The 16,871-nt window shown below is 70.4% G+C and carries 17 protein-coding genes and 1 pseudogene; 5 read left to right on the plus strand and 13 right to left on the minus strand.

What is annotated here, in order from left to right:
- Nucleotides 1-23 precede the first annotated feature (23 nt).
- Nucleotides 24-428, plus strand: a complete 405-nt coding sequence (locus tag ACFYR0_RS21415; protein WP_389330151.1) for a DUF6188 family protein — start codon at nucleotides 24-26, stop codon at nucleotides 426-428.
- A gap of 215 nt (nucleotides 429-643) precedes the next feature.
- On the opposite strand, the gene ACFYR0_RS21420 is transcribed toward ACFYR0_RS21415, so the two are convergent.
- Nucleotides 644-1,108 carry a hypothetical protein gene (locus ACFYR0_RS21420; RefSeq protein WP_389330154.1) on the minus strand — a complete coding sequence of 155 codons (465 nt, stop codon included), beginning with the start codon at nucleotides 1,106-1,108 and terminating at the stop codon, nucleotides 644-646.
- A gap of 254 nt (nucleotides 1,109-1,362) precedes the next feature.
- Here ACFYR0_RS21420 and ACFYR0_RS21425 point away from each other — a divergent pair, with 254 nt between their 5' ends.
- Complete coding sequence (locus ACFYR0_RS21425) at nucleotides 1,363-1,692, plus strand: hypothetical protein (RefSeq protein ID WP_389330157.1); 330 nt, start codon at nucleotides 1,363-1,365, stop codon at nucleotides 1,690-1,692.
- Nucleotides 1,693-1,877: 185 nt separating this feature from the next.
- Here the strand turns inward: ACFYR0_RS21425 and ACFYR0_RS21430 are convergent.
- The 7 genes and pseudogenes from ACFYR0_RS21430 to ACFYR0_RS21460 form a co-directional block, all read right to left on the minus strand.
- A pseudogene (locus ACFYR0_RS21430) lies at nucleotides 1,878-2,267 on the minus strand (transposase family protein); the annotation flags it as partial.
- Nucleotides 2,268-2,733: 466 nt separating this feature from the next.
- Nucleotides 2,734-3,144, minus strand: coding sequence for a hypothetical protein (locus tag ACFYR0_RS21435; protein WP_389330160.1), 411 nt, complete (start codon nucleotides 3,142-3,144; stop codon nucleotides 2,734-2,736).
- 194 nt (nucleotides 3,145-3,338) lie between these two features.
- Nucleotides 3,339-4,340 carry an ArsR/SmtB family transcription factor gene (locus ACFYR0_RS21440; protein ID WP_389330163.1) on the minus strand — a complete coding sequence of 334 codons (1,002 nt, stop codon included), beginning with the start codon at nucleotides 4,338-4,340 and terminating at the stop codon, nucleotides 3,339-3,341.
- Nucleotides 4,341-4,684: 344 nt separating this feature from the next.
- Nucleotides 4,685-4,894 (minus strand): integrase core domain-containing protein, encoded by a 210-nt coding sequence (locus ACFYR0_RS21445; RefSeq protein ID WP_389330166.1) that lies wholly within the window; start codon nucleotides 4,892-4,894, stop codon nucleotides 4,685-4,687.
- Nucleotides 4,895-5,044: 150 nt separating this feature from the next.
- On the minus strand, nucleotides 5,045-6,703 hold the full coding sequence (locus ACFYR0_RS21450) for an IS1634 family transposase (protein ID WP_389330169.1): 1,659 nt from the start codon (nucleotides 6,701-6,703) through the stop codon (nucleotides 5,045-5,047).
- Between the two features lie 181 nt (nucleotides 6,704-6,884).
- Nucleotides 6,885-7,574: an IS3 family transposase gene (locus ACFYR0_RS21455; protein WP_389330172.1), complete on the minus strand. Its 690-nt coding sequence runs from the start codon at nucleotides 7,572-7,574 to the stop codon at nucleotides 6,885-6,887.
- Nucleotides 7,571-7,882 carry a transposase gene (locus ACFYR0_RS21460; RefSeq protein WP_389330175.1) on the minus strand — a complete coding sequence of 104 codons (312 nt, stop codon included), beginning with the start codon at nucleotides 7,880-7,882 and terminating at the stop codon, nucleotides 7,571-7,573. The genes ACFYR0_RS21455 and ACFYR0_RS21460 overlap by 4 nt, the downstream gene beginning before the upstream one ends.
- Before the next feature lie 290 nt (nucleotides 7,883-8,172).
- On the opposite strand from ACFYR0_RS21460, the gene ACFYR0_RS21465 reads away from it, so the two are divergent.
- Nucleotides 8,173-8,703 (plus strand): hypothetical protein, encoded by a 531-nt coding sequence (locus ACFYR0_RS21465; protein WP_389330178.1) that lies wholly within the window; start codon nucleotides 8,173-8,175, stop codon nucleotides 8,701-8,703.
- A 69-nt stretch (nucleotides 8,704-8,772) separates the two neighbouring features.
- Here ACFYR0_RS21465 and ACFYR0_RS21470 read toward each other — a convergent pair whose 3' ends face one another.
- From ACFYR0_RS21470 to ACFYR0_RS21490, 5 genes are all read right to left on the minus strand, one after another.
- A complete protein-coding gene (locus tag ACFYR0_RS21470) occupies nucleotides 8,773-9,243 on the minus strand; it encodes a hypothetical protein (RefSeq protein WP_389330181.1) in 471 nt (156 codons plus the stop codon).
- A 158-nt stretch (nucleotides 9,244-9,401) separates the two neighbouring features.
- The gene (locus ACFYR0_RS21475) at nucleotides 9,402-10,076 is read right to left on the minus strand and encodes a hypothetical protein (RefSeq protein ID WP_389330184.1); all 675 of its coding nucleotides are present in this window, start codon (nucleotides 10,074-10,076) and stop codon (nucleotides 9,402-9,404) included.
- On the minus strand, nucleotides 10,073-11,728 hold the full coding sequence (locus tag ACFYR0_RS21480; protein ID WP_389330187.1) for a polyprenyl synthetase family protein: 1,656 nt from the start codon (nucleotides 11,726-11,728) through the stop codon (nucleotides 10,073-10,075). The genes ACFYR0_RS21475 and ACFYR0_RS21480 overlap by 4 nt, the downstream gene beginning before the upstream one ends.
- Nucleotides 11,721-12,806 carry a hypothetical protein gene (locus tag ACFYR0_RS21485; protein ID WP_389330190.1) on the minus strand — a complete coding sequence of 362 codons (1,086 nt, stop codon included), beginning with the start codon at nucleotides 12,804-12,806 and terminating at the stop codon, nucleotides 11,721-11,723. The genes ACFYR0_RS21480 and ACFYR0_RS21485 overlap by 8 nt, the downstream gene beginning before the upstream one ends.
- Nucleotides 12,807-12,992: 186 nt before the next feature.
- Nucleotides 12,993-14,786 carry a serine/threonine protein kinase gene (locus ACFYR0_RS21490; protein WP_389330193.1) on the minus strand — a complete coding sequence of 598 codons (1,794 nt, stop codon included), beginning with the start codon at nucleotides 14,784-14,786 and terminating at the stop codon, nucleotides 12,993-12,995.
- Between the two features lie 518 nt (nucleotides 14,787-15,304).
- On the opposite strand from ACFYR0_RS21490, the gene ACFYR0_RS21495 reads away from it, so the two are divergent.
- Both ACFYR0_RS21495 and ACFYR0_RS21500 read left to right on the plus strand, forming a co-directional pair.
- Nucleotides 15,305-15,916, plus strand: coding sequence for a hypothetical protein (locus tag ACFYR0_RS21495; RefSeq protein ID WP_389330196.1), 612 nt, complete (start codon nucleotides 15,305-15,307; stop codon nucleotides 15,914-15,916).
- 20 nt (nucleotides 15,917-15,936) lie between these two features.
- Nucleotides 15,937-16,803 carry a choice-of-anchor K domain-containing protein gene (locus ACFYR0_RS21500; RefSeq protein WP_389330199.1) on the plus strand — a complete coding sequence of 289 codons (867 nt, stop codon included), beginning with the start codon at nucleotides 15,937-15,939 and terminating at the stop codon, nucleotides 16,801-16,803.
- Nucleotides 16,804-16,871: the final 68 nt, after the last annotated feature.

Genomic DNA, 16,871 nt, shown 5'->3' on the forward strand with positions numbered 1-16,871 from the left:
ACCCCTGTGGCAAGTTGGTCTGCATGCGAACCGGATTGAAGGTTCCCCGGGGCCTGATAGGTACCACGGTGGACCGCACCGCCTTTGACCATCAGGTCCATCTGACTCTGAACTCCAAGGGCGACGGTGGGCATGGCGTCGAAGCCGAGTTGATCCTGGAAACCCGGTTTCTGTTGCGCGAGGCGTCCGGCATCTGGCACGAACTGGAGCCGGGTACGGGCGTCGCCCTCGCACCGGTCCTCGGCCTCTTCGGGCAATCCGTCGCGGCCGTCGAAGTCCAAGGCCTTGGCACCTTGACCATCGACTTCCAGGGTGGCGCCGGCCTGTGCATCAATCCCGACCCGCAGTTCGAGTCATGGCACTTGGTCGGAACCGGCGTCCATGCAGTCACGGTCGGTCCCGGTGGTGAAGAGGCCTGGGAGGCCTGATCGCAGGATCACGCCCTCAGCTTGGGAAGCTGCGAGCACTTGGCGCCTGTCCTGGCAATGACCTGGGGAACGCCCCGGTTGCCGCCTCCTCGGGCTGGACCGCTTTCACCGTGATTCCCCGCTGTTCCCTGTTTCATCTGGTGGCTTGTGGTGCTGCCCGCCCGGCGCGCGACTCCGACGGACTGACCGTACGCCCAGACACGTTGGCGGGCGTATCAGAGATGGCGCTTGGATGCTCTGACCAGTCGACTGATGTCGTCGCGGGTCTTCACCCTGCGCTTGTCCAGTTCGGTTCTGCTGTTCGACTTGGGCAGGGCTGTGACGTCCGCGAGTACAGCTTCTGCCGCCTCGCTCAAGACCTCGTCATCGGTGAGCATCTGCACCCGGAAGAGAGCTTCTTGGGCGCTGGAGCGCAGGTCGTATGCGCGGACTCGCACCACGCCGGGGTCCTCGTGTGGCGGCTGTTCGTGTTCGCAGAACCAGAGATGTACCAGGCAGCGGCGGTAGTTGATAAGGGCGCCGGCGTAGGCGGAGTAAGCATCGAGTCGCTCCTGGCGGAGCCTCTCATGGCGGGTGAACTGATGCCCCTTGTCGGTGGTGCGCTGCTGAAACGCCAGGGTGAGCCCTGAGCCGAGCAGCGTCCCCAGAACGGCTATAGCACTGGCGATGATGGTCTCCACACCCCAAGCTGATCACGTATCGCTGACCGGGCGCAGTACCCGATCTGCTCCCACACCAACACGATTTCCAACTGTGGTGGTGGTCTTAAGCGACTCGGACGGGGCCGTTCACCTGCGTTCATGGGCGGCCAATCGTCTGGGCGGTTACCGCTTCCGTCCCGTCTGAACGGTCGCGAACGGCACTGAATGAGACGGAAACTGAGACGGACGGTGGGCTCGGGCTCGCTAGCATCTTTGCTGTTGGAGGAGATGTCATGGCTTTGGTCGGCAAGGGATCACGACGGATCGTTGTCGACGGTACGGCCTACCGCTGGCGGCTGCGTAGCAGGCCAACGTACTTCCAGGGCTTGGCCTGGTCGCCATGCACGTTCGCGGTCGAGCATGCGGACACGCCAGGCATGACGCTCGTGGTCACCACCGACCAGCCGCATCTGAGCAACTGGATCGGTCGCGAGGCTGAGCCTGTGCGGCCGTCCAGCGTTGCTGCGGCTGTTCAGCTTGCCCTGCGCAGGGGGTGGACTCCGACGGCTCCGGGCTCCGCGTTCCACCTCGACCGGTCCGCCGGCTTCACGCCCTCCCACTAAATCGCCGGTGCCTGGACCTGAGCCGACGACAGTCAGCCACCGCGGTGGGTACGTCGACCGATCAGGCGCGTGTGTCTCGCTGCCCCCCACCGGCCTCGGCCACGCAGTCCGAGTGTCCGTCAGCCAGAGCAAGCGCAATGGCCGGTCCATTACGACGGCGCGGAGACTGGGCCTTGTCCCCGGAGGGTGGACACCTGTTCGTTCACGCCGTGGCGCCGGTGCTTGTGGGAGTAATCGGCGCGTCCGTCGCCCAGGCGGTCGCACTCGCTGAGGGTGCCGTCCAGGAGCACGTAGTCCGGGTCGTGCTCGCGCAGGGTCTTGAGCAGGCCCGGCGCCCGGTCGGCGAGGAGCCGTACGACGGCGGTGGTGTAGGCGTGTGCGGTGCCGACGGATATGCCGAACCAGGCGGCGATCTGCGCGAGAGTGTCGTGCTTGCGCAGGTAGGCGAGAGCGACGAGGGCGCGCTGGTGCGGCGGGAGCTTGCAGCGGCGGTCACCCTCACGGGTGACGATAAGCATCGTGACCCACTCGACCAGCGCATAGGGCAGGTCGAGTGCGGCAGGATAGAGAACCAACAGGGCTCCTGGACCGGCAGGTTGAGACTTCGAACACCTCACCCAACGGCACGGGGGCCCTGTCCGTTGCGGGCACCAAGGTCATCACCCAATCGGTGACCACGCTGAAAAAGGCTCATTGATTCCTTTCGGAACAGCCACCGATCGGGTGAATCCGCGACGGCGGCCCGATGCGTCCTGGACGGCGGCTGCCCTGCCTGGCGGCCTCGTCAACGCACTCGGCGGCCTCGCCCGCCGGAGGGGCAGCCGACTTCGAGTAGGACCGATGCCCGTTGCTCCCACGGTCACATAGCCGAACATCCCACGCCTGCCGTCGTCCCGGTCGTCTAAGGAGGCTCGACGGTTGATGGCTCGTAGCTCTGCCTCGTCGGGCGACGGGATCAGCTTCCGGGGCGGCGCGTGTCATGCCGCCCCGGGGCCGGGTATGTGTGTCGGCGCAAGGTCACTTATCGAGCGGTCGGAGTGGTCAGGGCCGGTAGAACGTCTCGCAGTCGAGTGGGGACGCGGTGGCGTCGTCAAGGCAGACGACGACGTACGCGGCCCCGCCGGGCACGTCTGCGGGGACTGCCGGGAACTCGTTGAGCGAATACGTCACGTCGCACTTGGTACTGGTGCTCTTGGCGCCGAGGCGGATACCCGAGGCGTCGTACGCGCCGACCCACGCCCTGCGGCAGCCGACGGCCCGGAGTGCTCCGTCGACCCCGACCGAACGGTTGTACCAGGTCAGAGTGCCGCTGATGTAACTGGCACCATACGAGACGCCTGTGATGGGCGTGGTCGGGTACGCCGCAGTCTGCGCGCCCGCGGCCGGCGCTCCCAGTACGGTGGCCGCGGTCAGAACGGCGGAGCCGACAGCGGCGGCGAGTTGGGGCTTCAAGTGGTCCTCCAGACGGGACGAGTCGGTTGTCGCCTCACATCCTGGGCAGGTCGACCATCCGTTGCCCATCCTTTAAGTCACCGCTTAAAGGGGCTGCCAGGGCGGTGGGTACGCAGTACTTCACACACCTCGGTGCGCTTGTTCGGTGGTGTGTGACAGGGGTGGCGACGTTCGTTCGCGGCGTCCTCGCGCCGTCACGGTTGCATCAGGGCGCCCGTCCGCAGCAGGGCCAGCCCGAGCGGGGTGATGAGGTGGAGTACGGAGCCGCCGCGGCGGCTGGTGGTGATGAGGCCCGTGTCGCGCAGCACGGTCGCGTGCTGGCTGGCCGCGGCGGCCGTGACGTTGAGGCGGCGGGCCAGTTCGCTCGTCGTGCAGCCTTCCGCCGTCACTCGCAGGGCGGCGGCCCGGGTGCGGCCGAGCAGGGACTCCAGGTTCCGGACGGTCGCGCCGTCCGACTCCGCCGCTCCGGTGCCGGTCAGTGGCCGGCGGAGGGCCGGTACGGTCAGGCGGGGTGGCTGAGCGGTGTCGAGCGGGTCCCACAGGAAACTCACCGGGTGCTTCGAGAAGACCGTGGGCGTGATGATGAGTCCCCGCCCCTGGAGGTGCACATCGACTCGGCGCGGGTAGGGGGCGTCGAGCACCGGCGGACGCCAGCGGACCAGTGGTGCACAGATCGAGCGCAGCAGGAGATCGACGCCTCCCTCCAGCATCAGGTTCGCGCTACGGGTGGACAGCGCGACCAGTTCGGACCGTCCTCTGTCCCAGTAGGGCTCGACGGTCAGTCGGTGGCAGGCGCGCAGGGCCTTCGCCAGCTCCCGCAGCGCGTCACGGTCGCCCTCCGCCACCCGTCTGGCCCACGGCAGTTGTCCGGGACGGAAGTCGAGACACTCGATCTCGCGGCGCAGCTGGGACACCGGGGCGTGCAGCAGATTGTCCACGGCGTGGTCCAGAGAGGGCACATCGCCCGTCAGGCCCAGCAGATCAAGCCCGGGACCGCGCGCCGGGACCAGGGATGTCAAGGGGAGTGTGTCGGCCCCCGTCCTGCCCGCGACCGCCGAGCGCCAGGTGTGGAGGTGCGTGGGCACCCGGTTGCCTCTCAGTAGCTCCAGGCTGTAGTAGACCTCGGCCGCGACGCCGATGGTCGCGGCCACCCGGGTCCTGGCGAGGTCTTCCGCCGTGAAGTGAACACGTAACACCTGCCGGTCTCCTGCCGCCGAAGGGTAGTGCGTGAACGCCCCTCAGCCTGCCCCACCTCGTACCGCCCAATCGGGCGTCGAGGCGCAGGACCCGTTCGTCGGCCACGCGTTCGAGCCGGTGAACGCCAGTGGCCGTACCGGCTGATGGGATCGCCGCATCACCCGATCAGGGGCCACGCTGAAAAGGCTCAGTCGGCCGTTGAGGGCTGTTGTCGGTCGGGTGCGGTCACCGTGGTTGCTGTACTTCGCTGCTGTACAGCTTGAGCGGCCCGGCATTGGACCTGTCCGCATGCCACGGGCCCAGCTGAGCTGCCCCGAGTTTCGTAGAGTCCGGTGATCTTGTTTCAGGCGGACAGCGGGGTTTGCTCCCGGCTCTGCCAGAAGGCTTCCTCGTACTCGGCGGGCGGTACGTAGTCGAGCGCGGAGTGCAGGCGTTCTTCGTCGTACCACGTGACCCACCGGAAGATGGCCCGCTCGACCTGGTCGGCGTCCTTCCAGGGGCCCTGCATCTCGATCAGCTCGGCCTTGAATGTGCCGTTCAGGGCCTCGGCCATCGCGTTGATCCGGTGCGAAAAGACTGACAGTCATAGCCCGGGTTCCGCAGTTGATGTAGCGGGATAGTCCGTGAATTCGGGGGTTGACGTGCGGAAACACGCCGTCGGCTGGTGTGACGGCGTGTATCTAGGGCTGGTGGTTCGTGCTGGTCAGCGGCTCGCGGGGGTGAGCTGGTAGATCCGTGGCGGTGGGTCGAGCTTGAGGGCGTGGAGCAGGTCGCGTTGCGGTTTGGTGATCTCGGTGCGCTGCTGGAAGGTGCCGGCGGGGCCGGTGAAGGTGCCGAGCTTGATGCGGTCGAGTTCGTGACGCAGGGTCGGCCAGGTCTGCCCGGTGTGGGTTTCGGCGATGCGGGCCAGGAGCAGGGCGAGCCAGCAGAGCAGAACGTGAGCGCGTATGCGTTCCTCCTTGCGGTGGAACACCGGCCGCAGGTCGATGACCTGCTTCATGTCCCGCCAGCCGCGTTCGACTTCGAGGAGTTGCTTGTAGCCGAGCGCGATGTCCTCGGTGGTCATCTTGGGGTCGGAGGTGCGCAGCAGGTACTTGCCGTCCAGGTTCTCCTCGGCCTTGATCTTCGCGGCGTCGATGCGCAGCAGCCCGCCGGGCGTGACACGCAGGTATCGGTTGAGTCCGGGCTTGGTGGAGATCACCCCGCGCAACTCGGCACGCTTGGTCGGCGTGAGCTTGTCGGTGTTGTCGATCAGTTCGGTGAGGTGGGCGACGAGGCGGTCTCTGACCTTCGCGTCGCGGTCGGCGGCCTCGGGGTTGAAGCAGATGACGAACCGTTCGTCCTCACGGATGCGGACCTCCTTGACCCTCAGGTTGTCGCGGACGTCCTGGTAACGGCCCTGGCGGGCCAGCGCCTCGGTGGCCTCGGCCGACCCGGAGCGAAGCTTCTCGCCGATGATGTAGTGATGGTCGCCCGTGCGCAGGTGGTGGCGGTTGCGTTCGGAGGCGAAGCCGCGGTCTGCGACCCACACGATCCTGGAGAGGGTCCAGTCGCGCATGTCGTCCTTGACCTGCCTGATCAGCGCCGAGTCGCCGGTGCAGCCGGGCCAGGACCAGACCCTGACCGGGATGCCGGTGCGCGTGACGGCCATCCCGATCACGACCTGCGGCAGGTCGTCGCGGTGGTCCTTGGACTTGCCGAACGACCGGAAACCCCGCACCTGGTGCTCGTCACCCGCCTCGTCCCCGGCGACGGGCCTGCCGCGCTCGTCCCGGGGGACGGCCTCGTCGGCGTCCTCGGTCTCGAAGTAGGTGGAGGTGGTGTCGAAGAACAGCAGGTCGACCTCCAGGTTGAGGAGGTTGGCGACCTGGTGGAACACCTCTTCCTCGAGCGTGGCGGAGATCTCTGTCAGCCAGTCCATCGCCCGGTAGCAGGCGTCGTCGCTGGTGGCGGGCAGTTGGTCGATCGCAACGTCGTCGTTGACCCACCGGCTGGCCGCGAGCTTCGACGACGGCGCCAGGGCGCGGTTGGCGACCAGCGCGAACAGCACCCGCTCCGCGCTGGCGTCGAGGCGGCGCTTCTTGAGCAGCCGTTTCATCGCCTTGCCGATCTCCAGCTGCTGCCAGAGCCCGTCCAGCACCCAGGTGCCGCCCAGCGGCCGGGATTCCACGAAAGTCAGTCCGTCGGCCGCCGCGGTCAGGGCGGCGTCGGGGTCCAGGAACCGGGTCACTGAGGCCACGAGCCGCTGCAGTGCCTCCCGGTTGGAGGCGTCCTCCCGACCGAAGTTGTAGATGACCTGCACCTTGGAGCGTTTCGCCGCCGGGTCCCACACGTTGTGCGCCAGCTGCAGGTAGCGGATCACTGTGCCGTCCTTGTTCCGCCGTGGAGTCGACCGCAGATACATGGACTAGAACCTAGCGCCCTATCCCCAGGCAGGTCAGGGAAATCACCTACAAGCGTGTATCTAGGCCGAACCTGGATTCTCACCAGCCGCCACACCGCTGACCAGCAAGTTCGACCTCATCCGCGGCCCAGAACCCCGATTAACTGCGGAACCCGGGCATAGCTGTCCGCGACGGATCCGACCGACACCGAGGCGCCGATGTCGGCGAGCCGGTCTGCGTACCGAATCGATACGTATTGGGTGAGTTCAACCGGTCGCTGTGGTGAATGAGGCCGGAGTCCTTCGTGATCCTCCGTCTCCACAGGGCCATCTCCAGTGCGTCCAGCGGGAGTCCGGTCCGCCTGCGGTTCGCAACCTGCCGGCCGACGATCATCCGCGAGTACACGTCCAGGACGAACGCCACGTACGCCCAGCCCGACCAGGTGCGGACATACGTCATGTCCGCCACCCACAACTGGTCCGGGCGCGAGGCGGTGAAATCGCGGTCGACCAGGTCCGGCGGGCGGGGCGCCGACGGCTCGGGCACCGTGGTGCGGCGCCGCTGACCGCGGATGACACCCTTGATGCCCAGCTCACGCATCAGCCGCTCGATGGTGCACCGGGCCACGTCGATGCCCTTGCGCCGCAGGACGCGGGTGACCCGCCGGGCCCCATGGGTGGCCCCGGACTCCGCGTGGATCTCCCCGATCAGCGGCATGAGCTGCTCGTCGCGGAGCCGGCGGGCCGACTTCGGACGCTTCTTGCGGGCGAAGTACGTCGACGGCGACAGGTCCAGCACCCGGCGGACGGGATCGACCCCGAGGCCGCGTTCGCGCAGGTGGTCGATCACTTGCTCGGCCTCGTCCGGGGACGGTCGATCTCCTGGGCGAAAAACACGCTGGCGGCTTTCAGGATCTCGTTCGCCCGCTTCAACTCCGCGTTTTCTTTGCCGAGTTGCTTCAGCTCGTCGCGTTCGGCGGTGGTCAGCCGGTCGTCGCGTTCGCCGGTGTCAGCCTCGGCTTGGCGCACCCACTGCCGCAGGGCTTCTTTGTGGATGCCGAGGTCCCGGGCGACATGCGCGACCGGGCGGCCGGTGGTGCGCACCTCTCGGACGGCCCGCTCGCGGAGCTCGTCCGGGTACTTACGTGGTGCTGGCACAGCTCGTGGTTCTCCTTCGGACCAGGATCATAAGCCTGGCTTCAGGGACTCCACGAAACGGGGTGCAGCTCAGTTCAGAGGGCCCTCACCGAGTCGGTGAGGGCCCTCTGGCGTTGGGCCGGAGGTGGGGGCCGGGGTGCGGCGTACACCCTTCGGCCTGCCGGAACTCCAGAGATGATCAACCGGCGCAAGAGGTGCGCGGCCTTTACTGGATCTTGAGACGCCGGGCCCGGTACTCGCGGACAGAGACGTTCCGTCAGGAACGACACCCTCTTCACAAGGAGCACCTCATGCACGGCATCGCCACGCGCCGACTCGCCCTGACCGCCGTCGCCACCTCGGGTGCGCTCGCGGCGTCCCTGGCCCTGGCCGGCGCGGCGAACGCTGTCGCCCCGGCGTCGGCCACGGCCACGTACGACTGCGGGGCCGCGGGCAGCGGAACCGTCACGCTCACCGCGGACGACGACGGCACCAAGACCGTCCGGATCGACTCGACGGAGATCCTCACGCAGTTCCCGCTCGGCGCCGACTCCGTGACCACCACGCTGAAGCTGAACAAGACCTCCGGTGGCGCGGCCGGCGAGGTGGAGTTCTCCGGGGCCGTGCACCCGGCCGCAACCACCGGCGACCCGATCTCCTTCGGTCCGCTCCCGCTCACCGCCGGTTCGCTGGCCGCCGGTGACACCACGGACTCCGTCGCCCTCACCGGCGCCCCGAGCGCGAGCAACTGGTCCCTGAAGTTCACCGTGACCAACGGCGGCGGCACCTTCTCCTCCTACTGCACCGCCACCGGCAACCAGTCGGCGGCCTTCACCTGGTAGGCCGCACCTGTTCGGTACCCGTCAGGGCCTGATCCGGCGAACGGATCAGGCCCTGACGGCCTTGCCGGATCAGTCCTCGGCGGCGTCGAGGACGCGGCCCTTCAGCTTGATCGGTTCGGCTGCGCCCACCTTGAGCTGGCCGTCGGTGTAGCGGCCGGGCGTCGCGCCGTCGACGGCGGTCACCTGGGCCGCGTAGCCGAGTGCCTCCTGGTTGGTGGACAGGTACGGGTTGTGGGTGAAGGTCAGCGCGCGGCCCCCGTCGGTGAGGGTGCCCTGGGTGGTCTGGAGGTTGCCCTTCGCCTGGAGCGTGTTGACGTCGTGGTACGCCCAGGAGAGCCAGCTGGTGAAGACGAAGCCCGTCGGCGCCTTCAGGCTGAAGGTGACGTCGCCGGGGTTCACCGGGTCGGGGACGGTGCTGAGGATGCCGAAGCTGAGGTGGGCCGGGACGCCGCCGGGGGCGTCCTCGACGATGCCCTGCTGGAGGATGTACAGCTTGTTCTCGGATCCCGGCTGAACGGGGGCCTGGGCCTGTGTGGCCATGGTTTTCCCTTCTGGGGGTGGATGCTTTCCGCGTGGGCGGATCCGCCGGTGGTGGCGGGCTTGGGGACGGGCCGGTTCCCGGGCCGTCGGAGCGGGCGTCGGTGCACGGCGCCCGGATCAGGGGCTGTCGGAGCGGGCGTCGGTGCACGGCGCCCGGATCAGGGGCTGTCGGCCGGTGCGTGCTCGGCCAGGAGCGGGCCGAGCACGGTGAGGGAGCCGAGGACGATGTCCTCGTAGAGGTAGAACCCGGCTTCCAGCGCAGGGAGTTCGGGCTCGGCGGCGGGCGCCGCCGACTCCGTTTCCGGGGCGGGGGGCGGTCCGGGGACGGAACCCGCCTCCGGTGTGCCGAGCAGGTCGGTGAGGTCCTGCGCGGCGCCCAGGAAGGCGGTGCGCGCGGTGGTGGCCAGCAGGCGCAGCGGCAGGTCGAGGGCCGCGGCGGTGCGCTGCCCTGGGACCAGCCTCGCCGCGGCGGGGGCGTCGGCCGTGGCGGCGGCGAGCCACTGGACGGGCAGGGCGCAGGCGGCGACGATCCGCTCGGCGGGCATCACCGGCGGCAGGTCCCCGTCGACCATGAGGTCCTCCCACTCCATGAGGTCGAAGAGGAACTGACCGCCCTTGTAGAGGGGCCAGGGCCGGACCGTGTCGAGCAGGACGCGGGCGCGTTCGGGCTCGCCGCGGCGCAGGGCGACGCCGTGCCGGGCGAGTGTGCACAGACAGGCGCGCAGAGTGCCGTTGACCTGGCCGATGAAGGCCAGGGCACGGTGGTCGGTCGGGGTCAGGGGGCCGGCGTCGGTCGTGCCGGCCGGCGGGGGCGGGGTCTCGGTGGTGGTCACAGTGGCCTTGAGGTGACGTAGTGGGCGATCTGGCGCAGGACGGCCTTGCCCTCGTTCTCGGGGATGATCCGGAGGTCGTCCTCGAAACGGGCGATGCCTTCGGCGGCGAGCCGGTCGGCGAGATCGGTGGCGTATTCGATGGAGCCGTGCCGTCGCATGGCGGCGAGCAGTTCCTCGGCGTGCTGCTGCGTCTTGTCCGTCCGGCGTCTGCGCAGCACGTCGAGGAGGCGGGGGCGCTCATGGCCGTACGCGGTGCGGAAGAGGTGGATGAGCATCACCGTCCGCTTGCCCTCGAGCAGGTCGCCGAGGGGTTCCTTGCCGTAGAGCGCCTCCTCGCCGACCAGGTTGAGGATGTCGTCCTGGATCTGGAAGGCGATGCCGATCAGCCGGAACGCCTCGTCGAAGCGCCCCAGCACGGCGGGGTCGGTGACACCCGCGCACACGGCGCCGATCCGGCACGGGCTCATGCAGGTGTACCAGCCGGTCTTCTTGGTGCTCATCGTGAAGTAGGCCTCGTCGGCCTCGGGGACGACCTCGTGCCGGATCCAGCCCAGTTCCAGCGCCTGGCCCTCGACGGACTCCCGGCACATGTGGATCGCCTCGTGGATGAGCCCCAGGGTGCGGGCCAGGCCCAGCGTCTCCAGGTTGGACAGGACGGCGTCGACGGCGAGCAGGTTCAGCCCGTCGCCGACGTTGACCGCCAGGCCCAGGCCGTGTTCCTCGTGCATGGTCGGCAGGCCGCGCCGGTGGGTCGACTCGTCGGCGATGTCGTCGTGCACGAGGAAGCCGTTGTGGAACAGCTCCAGTGCGGCGGCGGCCCGTACGGCGTCCTCGGGGCGTCCGCCGAAGGCGGCGCAGGCCGCGATGGTCAGGGTGGGCCGCAGCCCCTTGCCCTGCCGGGCGGGATAGGAGCGCATCAGGTCGTACAGCTCGGCGCGCGGCTCGCGGTCCGGCAGCAGCCGTTCGATCTCCTCGTTGGTGCGGGCCCGGCACCGCCGCATCGTCTCCATCAGGTCCGCGTCGCGGACGACGTCCTCCAGCGACCAGCTCGTGCTGGTGCGGCCGTCCCACAGCACGCGGGGCGCCCTGACGGTGGTGTCGCCGATCAGCGCGGGGCGGGCGGGCGCGTCGTCCGGGGAGCGCCGGGCGAGATAGTCCGCCGCCGTCCAGTCGACCGGGTCGGCGTACGGCTCCCGGGCCGCGGGTACGGCGCCGCCCCACAACCGGGGTGCCTGTTCCCGGTACGCCCCCCAGAGCTCCTGCATGCTGCGCAGCCCGGCCGCGCGCCGCGACAGCAGGGTGAACGCCCGCCACACGGCGAGGGTGTCCTCCTGGGAGCCGCGGACGTCGAGGCTGTCGGGCAGGACCTGGTCGACGGGCCGGTGCTGGAGGTCGAACAGCAGGTTCATCGCCCGGTTGTCGAAGACCACTTCGACGTCGGGGTCGGGGCAGCGGTCCTGGCGGACGACGATACGACTGTGCAGGGCGGTGAGGGTGGCATGGCTGTCGTCGTCGAAGCGCAGGCCGAGCCGGATGCCCCGCAACTGGTCGGCGGCGGCGGCCAGCACGGCCGGCGCGCGGTCGGACAGGGCTGCGACGGTCTCGTCGAGCAGCCGCGCACCCGTAAAAGCGGCGGGCACGGTGTCAGTCATGGGCGCCGCCGGCGAACTCCACGATGCCCTCGGTCCGGAAGCCGACGTCCCGCCCGCCGATGCGGCCCTCGACGGTGCACGGTCCGAGGGTCTCGTGCACGCTGAACGGGTGCAGACTCGTCTCGGACGGGTTGGCGATACGGCCCGCCGTGCGCGAGCGGAAGTCGAGGACGAGGCGGTCCTCGCCCAGCCGGGCCGTGATCAGCAGCCGGCCGGGCACCTCGGCCATCGGCGGGGTGCCCAGCACGTCCGCCAGCGGTGGCACCGTCGCCACCCGGTCGCGGTCCAGGCTGCCGCTGACCGCGACCCGGAGGTTGCGGCGCGGGAAGTGCCGGATCATGCGCCCGTCGCGCCACAGCATCACCGAGCCGTTGGCCGCGTCCGCCGGGCGCAGGGGCTGGAGCAGGGTGAAGACGACCGCCGAGGGAGGGGCGGTGCCCGCGGGGCCGGACGGGTCGTTGACGAAGCCGAACACCCAGCCGCCGAGGGTGGGCCAGGACCAGCGGCCGCGCACCCGTTCGTGGTAGCCGAGCAGGTCCGTCTCGGTGGCCGTGCCGTCGCCGTGCCGCAGGGTGCCGGTGCCCAGCACACCGGGCTCCGACTGCCAGCGCAGATGCTCGTCCTCGCCGAACGGGGCGCACTGCGAGGTGCAGGGCCTGCTGGTCCGGGTCAGCGTCACGTCGGCCGCCGGGGCCCCCGACCGGGCGGCGACGCGGAACGCGCCGGGCTCGCCGTGCGGGTGCGGTAACCGGAACGCTGACCAAGGCAGTTCGGGCTGGTCGGCGTTGAACTGGGTGCAACTCCAGCCGTGTTCCTCCCCGTAGAGGAGCAGGATCGCCATGTGCTGCCCCTCGGCCGCCGTGCCGGTGCCGCTGCGTCGTCCGGCGGCCGGGGCGCCCGGGTCCGCGTGGACCGTTCCGGTGGAGGACCCGAGGACGGACAGGTTGGCGATGAGCGCCTGCCGGCCGCACCGGGACAGGAACGCGTAGTGCAGCCATTTGCGGTCGAGCGGATGGGTGAGCGGGGCACGGGGGAAAGGGCCCGGGGGCCCGAACCTCTGAAGGGTCGGCGTGGACACGTTCCGAACGCTAAGGCAGTGATCCACTTCTGTCACAGTCCGTGAGCATCACTCGAGTGACCTGGGAGCAGAGAAACGATTACTTCCGTATTCAAGGTTTGAAATCGCAAAGAGTCGCCTACGGCGATGTCCGCCGCAGGCGACTCCCAGGGGGTCGGCCGACCGGTTCGCCCGCACGCTCCCGCGCTACTCCTCGTCGTCGCCGAGAACGCTCGCCTTCAGGGGTACGGGCTCCTGACCTGCGACGATCGCCCGTCCGTCGGTGTGGCGGCCCGGTTCGGCGTCGGCCAGGGCGCGGATGCCGAGCGTGTAGACGAGGGCCGCCGCCGGGTGGTCCGGTGTGTTCAGGCGCGGTTCGTCCTCGACGATCAGCGTCCTGCCGTCGTCACGCACGGTGGCCGACGGCTGTCCGCCGGGGATCACCGTGCGGTCCACGCGGTAGTAGGCACAGGTCGCCCGGCCGTCGAAGACGCAGCCCTTCGGGGCGGTGAAGCGGTGCTCCACCCGTCCCGGGACCCAGGGGTCGGCGGACGAGACCCGTACGTGGAGCAACTCGCCTCCTCCGCGCGGGAGTTCCACACCGACCTCCTGGCGGACCAGGAGCCGGGCGGGAGGGGTGGGGCCGGGGGTCCGCTCCGGGTCGGGCTCCGGCTCTGGCGTCGGCTCCGGTTCGGGGGTCCGCTCGGGGGTCCGCTCGGGGTCGGGCTCCGGTTCGGGGGTCCGCTCGGGGGTCCGCTCGGGGTCGGGCTCCGGTTCGGGGGTCCGCTCGGGGTCGGGCTCCGGTTCGGGGGTCCGCTCGGGGTCGGGCTCCGGCTCTGGCTCCGGCCGTTCCTGCCGCTCCGGTTCCGGTTCGGTCTGCCCGGAGGCAGCGGCGGGGAGCGGCAGGGCCACGACCCGGTGGTGGAAGTTGTCCGCCACCAGCAGCCGCCCGGCCGGGTCCACGGCGAGACCGCAGGGATAGGCGAGCGAGGGGCCGGCCAGGACCTGGGCCGCTCCGTCGGCCAGCCGCCACACCTGGTGGCCGTTCATGTCGGCCACATGGACGGCCCCCCGGGCATCGACCGCCACCGCGCAGGGGGCGCTCCAGTCGACCACCGTCGCACCGGCGCCCCCGCCCGGAGGTCCCGCCAGGACCCGCAGCGACCCGTCCGTGCCGAGCAGCAGCACCCGGCGCCCGGAGGGATCGGCGATGTACAGCCGCCCGTCCGCGTCGACCGCCAGCCCCGCGGGTACGAACGCCCCGCCGGGGTCGGCCGCGACGGCGCCTCCGGCCGCACCGGAGGCCGTGGACGCCGCGACGACCGTGGTGATCACACCGTCGCCGCCGACCCTGCGCACCCGCGGACTGCCGCCTTCACCGATGTACAGCGTCCCCTCACCGTCCACGGCCAGGGCGCACGGGGCGTCCAGCCGGGCGCGGGCGGCGGGGCCGCCGTCCCCCTCGCCGCCCCGGGTGCCGTCTCCCGCCACGGTGCCGATGACGCCCGAGGGGTCGATCCGGCGGACCCGGTGGTTCATCTCGTCGGCGACGAACACGGCCCCGTCCGGGCCGACCGCCAGGGCCGACGGGAAGCCCAGCCGGGCCCGTGCCGCGTCGCCGCCGTCCCCGGCGCAGCCGCGCAGCCCGTCCCCGGCGACCGTGGTCAGGGTGCCGGAGCCGTCGATACCGCGGACGCGGTGGTTGGCGTGGTCGGCGACGAGGACCGCCCCGGCCCCCACCGCCACGTCGGCGGGAAAGGCCAGCCGCCCGAGCGCCGCGGGCCCCCCGTCCCCGGAGAAACCGGCGGTCCCGCCGCCCACGACGCTCCCCTCACCCCCCATGCCGGTGTCCGCCGCCTCGGCCCCGCCGCCCGCCAAGCCCACGTCCCCCGTCACCTCGTCACCACCCGGCACCGGCGCGCTCGCGCCTCGATGGTGTCCCGCACCCTCCGCCTCCGCGGCCTCGTCTCCGGCATCTGGGGTCTCCTTCCGAGCCGTCATGGACAACTCCCCTGCATACCGGCCGGATCCGCCTCCGGGGGAGCAGCGCACCGGGCACCCCACCCGCACGAGGGAGCACCGGGAGGAGCACCGGCGAGGAGCGGCTGGAAGGTCCGGGGAGAGCGCCGGGGGCGGACGACGGGAGCGCGGGCCGGCCGCGCTCCACGTCGCCGTGCGCTGACGCGCTTCGACTCCACTCGAACAAGTGGCGCAGAATCGATCCGGCATTCGCAAACGGCGGAAGGGCCGCATATCGCCCGTGACCCGGGGCTAACGATGGACCGATGACGGCCCGGTGCGTGCCGTCGTGCCTGCGCGCACATCCCACCCGTGAGCGCAGGCGGCGCTTCGCGTCCCGCCCTCCCCGGCCCGCTCCCCATGGACTCCCGCGTGCGTGGACCGTGCGTGAACCGCGCGGTACGCCGTGCCGGGCGTGCCCGCCCGTCGGGTGCCGGGACGGCCCGGACCAGGGCGTCCCCTCCCCCGCACCCTTCGACCGCAGCCTCAGGAGGCCCGAGTTGACCACCGACGTGCAGTCCAAGAAGGAAGCCTACAGACGAGGAGAGGACGCGGGGCGCGCCGACGCCCTCGCCGGCCGCCCGCACGCCGACCCGCCGCGCGACGGCAGACGCGGTGAGCAGGACCAGTACGCGAACGGCTACGACTGGGGCTACGAGCAGGGCCGCGCGCAGAAGCTGGACCTAGTGGTGTGGCAGGAGGGCGGGGTCGAGGACGCCCCCGGGGGCCTCGGCGCGACCGTCAACGTCTGCGTCCGCACACCGAACTGGAGCGAGACGGTCGACGCGGGCGAGCGCGACCACGTCTTCACCGCGCCCACCGGGTTCCGCTGGAACGGCGTCGTGGGCGCCCAGTACAAGCGGATGGACCAGACGACGGGCGGCAGTCTGCCTCCCGTCCTCGCCAAGGTGAGCGCGGACGGCCGCACGCTGACGTTCACGTACCACGTGCATCTGAACACGACCGCCGACGACAAGGACTGCATCGTCTACACCTGCGGCATCGAGGCCGTCGACGGTGCCGCGCTCGGCCGCTTCACCGACGGTGTCGCCCAGATCGGGACGGCGCCCCCGGCGAAGCTCAGGGCCGAGGTCGTCGAGGACGAGGACTGAGGGAAGAGGAACCAGACACCATGACCACAGTCGTCACCTCAGGCGTCTTCCCCTCCACCGCTCCGGCCATCTCCCCGGTCGCCGGGCTCGGCACCGCCGACGTCCGGTGGGGCAGCAGCGGCTCCCAGAGCGGGTACCAGTTCCGCGGTACGGCGACGGACGTCCAGCTCGACGGGACCGAGTTCGTCGTCGGCACCTTCGTGCACCGAAACGTGCCCACGACCGTCAGCCCGAGCCGGTTCGACGTACACCTCACGATCAGCGTCATGTTCGAGGACGGCAGCACCACCGACCTCGGCTTCAGCTTCTCCCACGACGAGACACCCAACTCGACCGGCAGCAGTCCCGCGGACGACGACCTCGTCGACCTGCAGACCTTCGTCCACCCGCAGTCCGTCGTGATCGACGGCAAGCAGTACCGGGCGGTCCTGAGCGGGTTCAAGCGGGGCGGTCAGATCGTCCGGCGGTTCCGCAGCCCCGAGGGCGGGATCAACTTCGCCGAGGTCGTCTGCATGTTCACGCTCGACGAACCGGACGTGATCATCTCCGATCTGCGCTACCTCGGCACCGGACCGGGCCAGCGCGACGAGTACGTCGAGATCCTCAACCAGGGCGGCGCGCCACAGGACCTGACCGGCTGGCTCGTGGAGTGCAAGACCACCGGGTACTCCTTCCCGTTCCCCGCGGGAACGGTCATCCAGCCCGGCCAGCGCTACCGCGTCTACACCGACGAGATCCACCCGGAGTTCGGCGGGTTCTCCTTCGCCTCCTCCCAGCAGGTCTGGCGCGACGAGGGCGGCATCGCCCGTCTGGTCGCCGCCGACGGGCATGTCCCGGACCAGTACCCCTATCTGGACAGGGGGTTCAACAAGACCGGCACACCGTAACCGGGCCGGACGACGGGACGCCCCCGCGGGCGGGCCGGGGCCTGCTCGCGGGGGCGTCGGGGGTGGAT

The sequence above is a fragment of the Streptomyces sp. NPDC005017 genome (genome assembly GCF_042873115.1).
Taxonomy (GTDB): Bacteria; Actinomycetota; Actinomycetes; order Streptomycetales; family Streptomycetaceae; genus Streptomyces.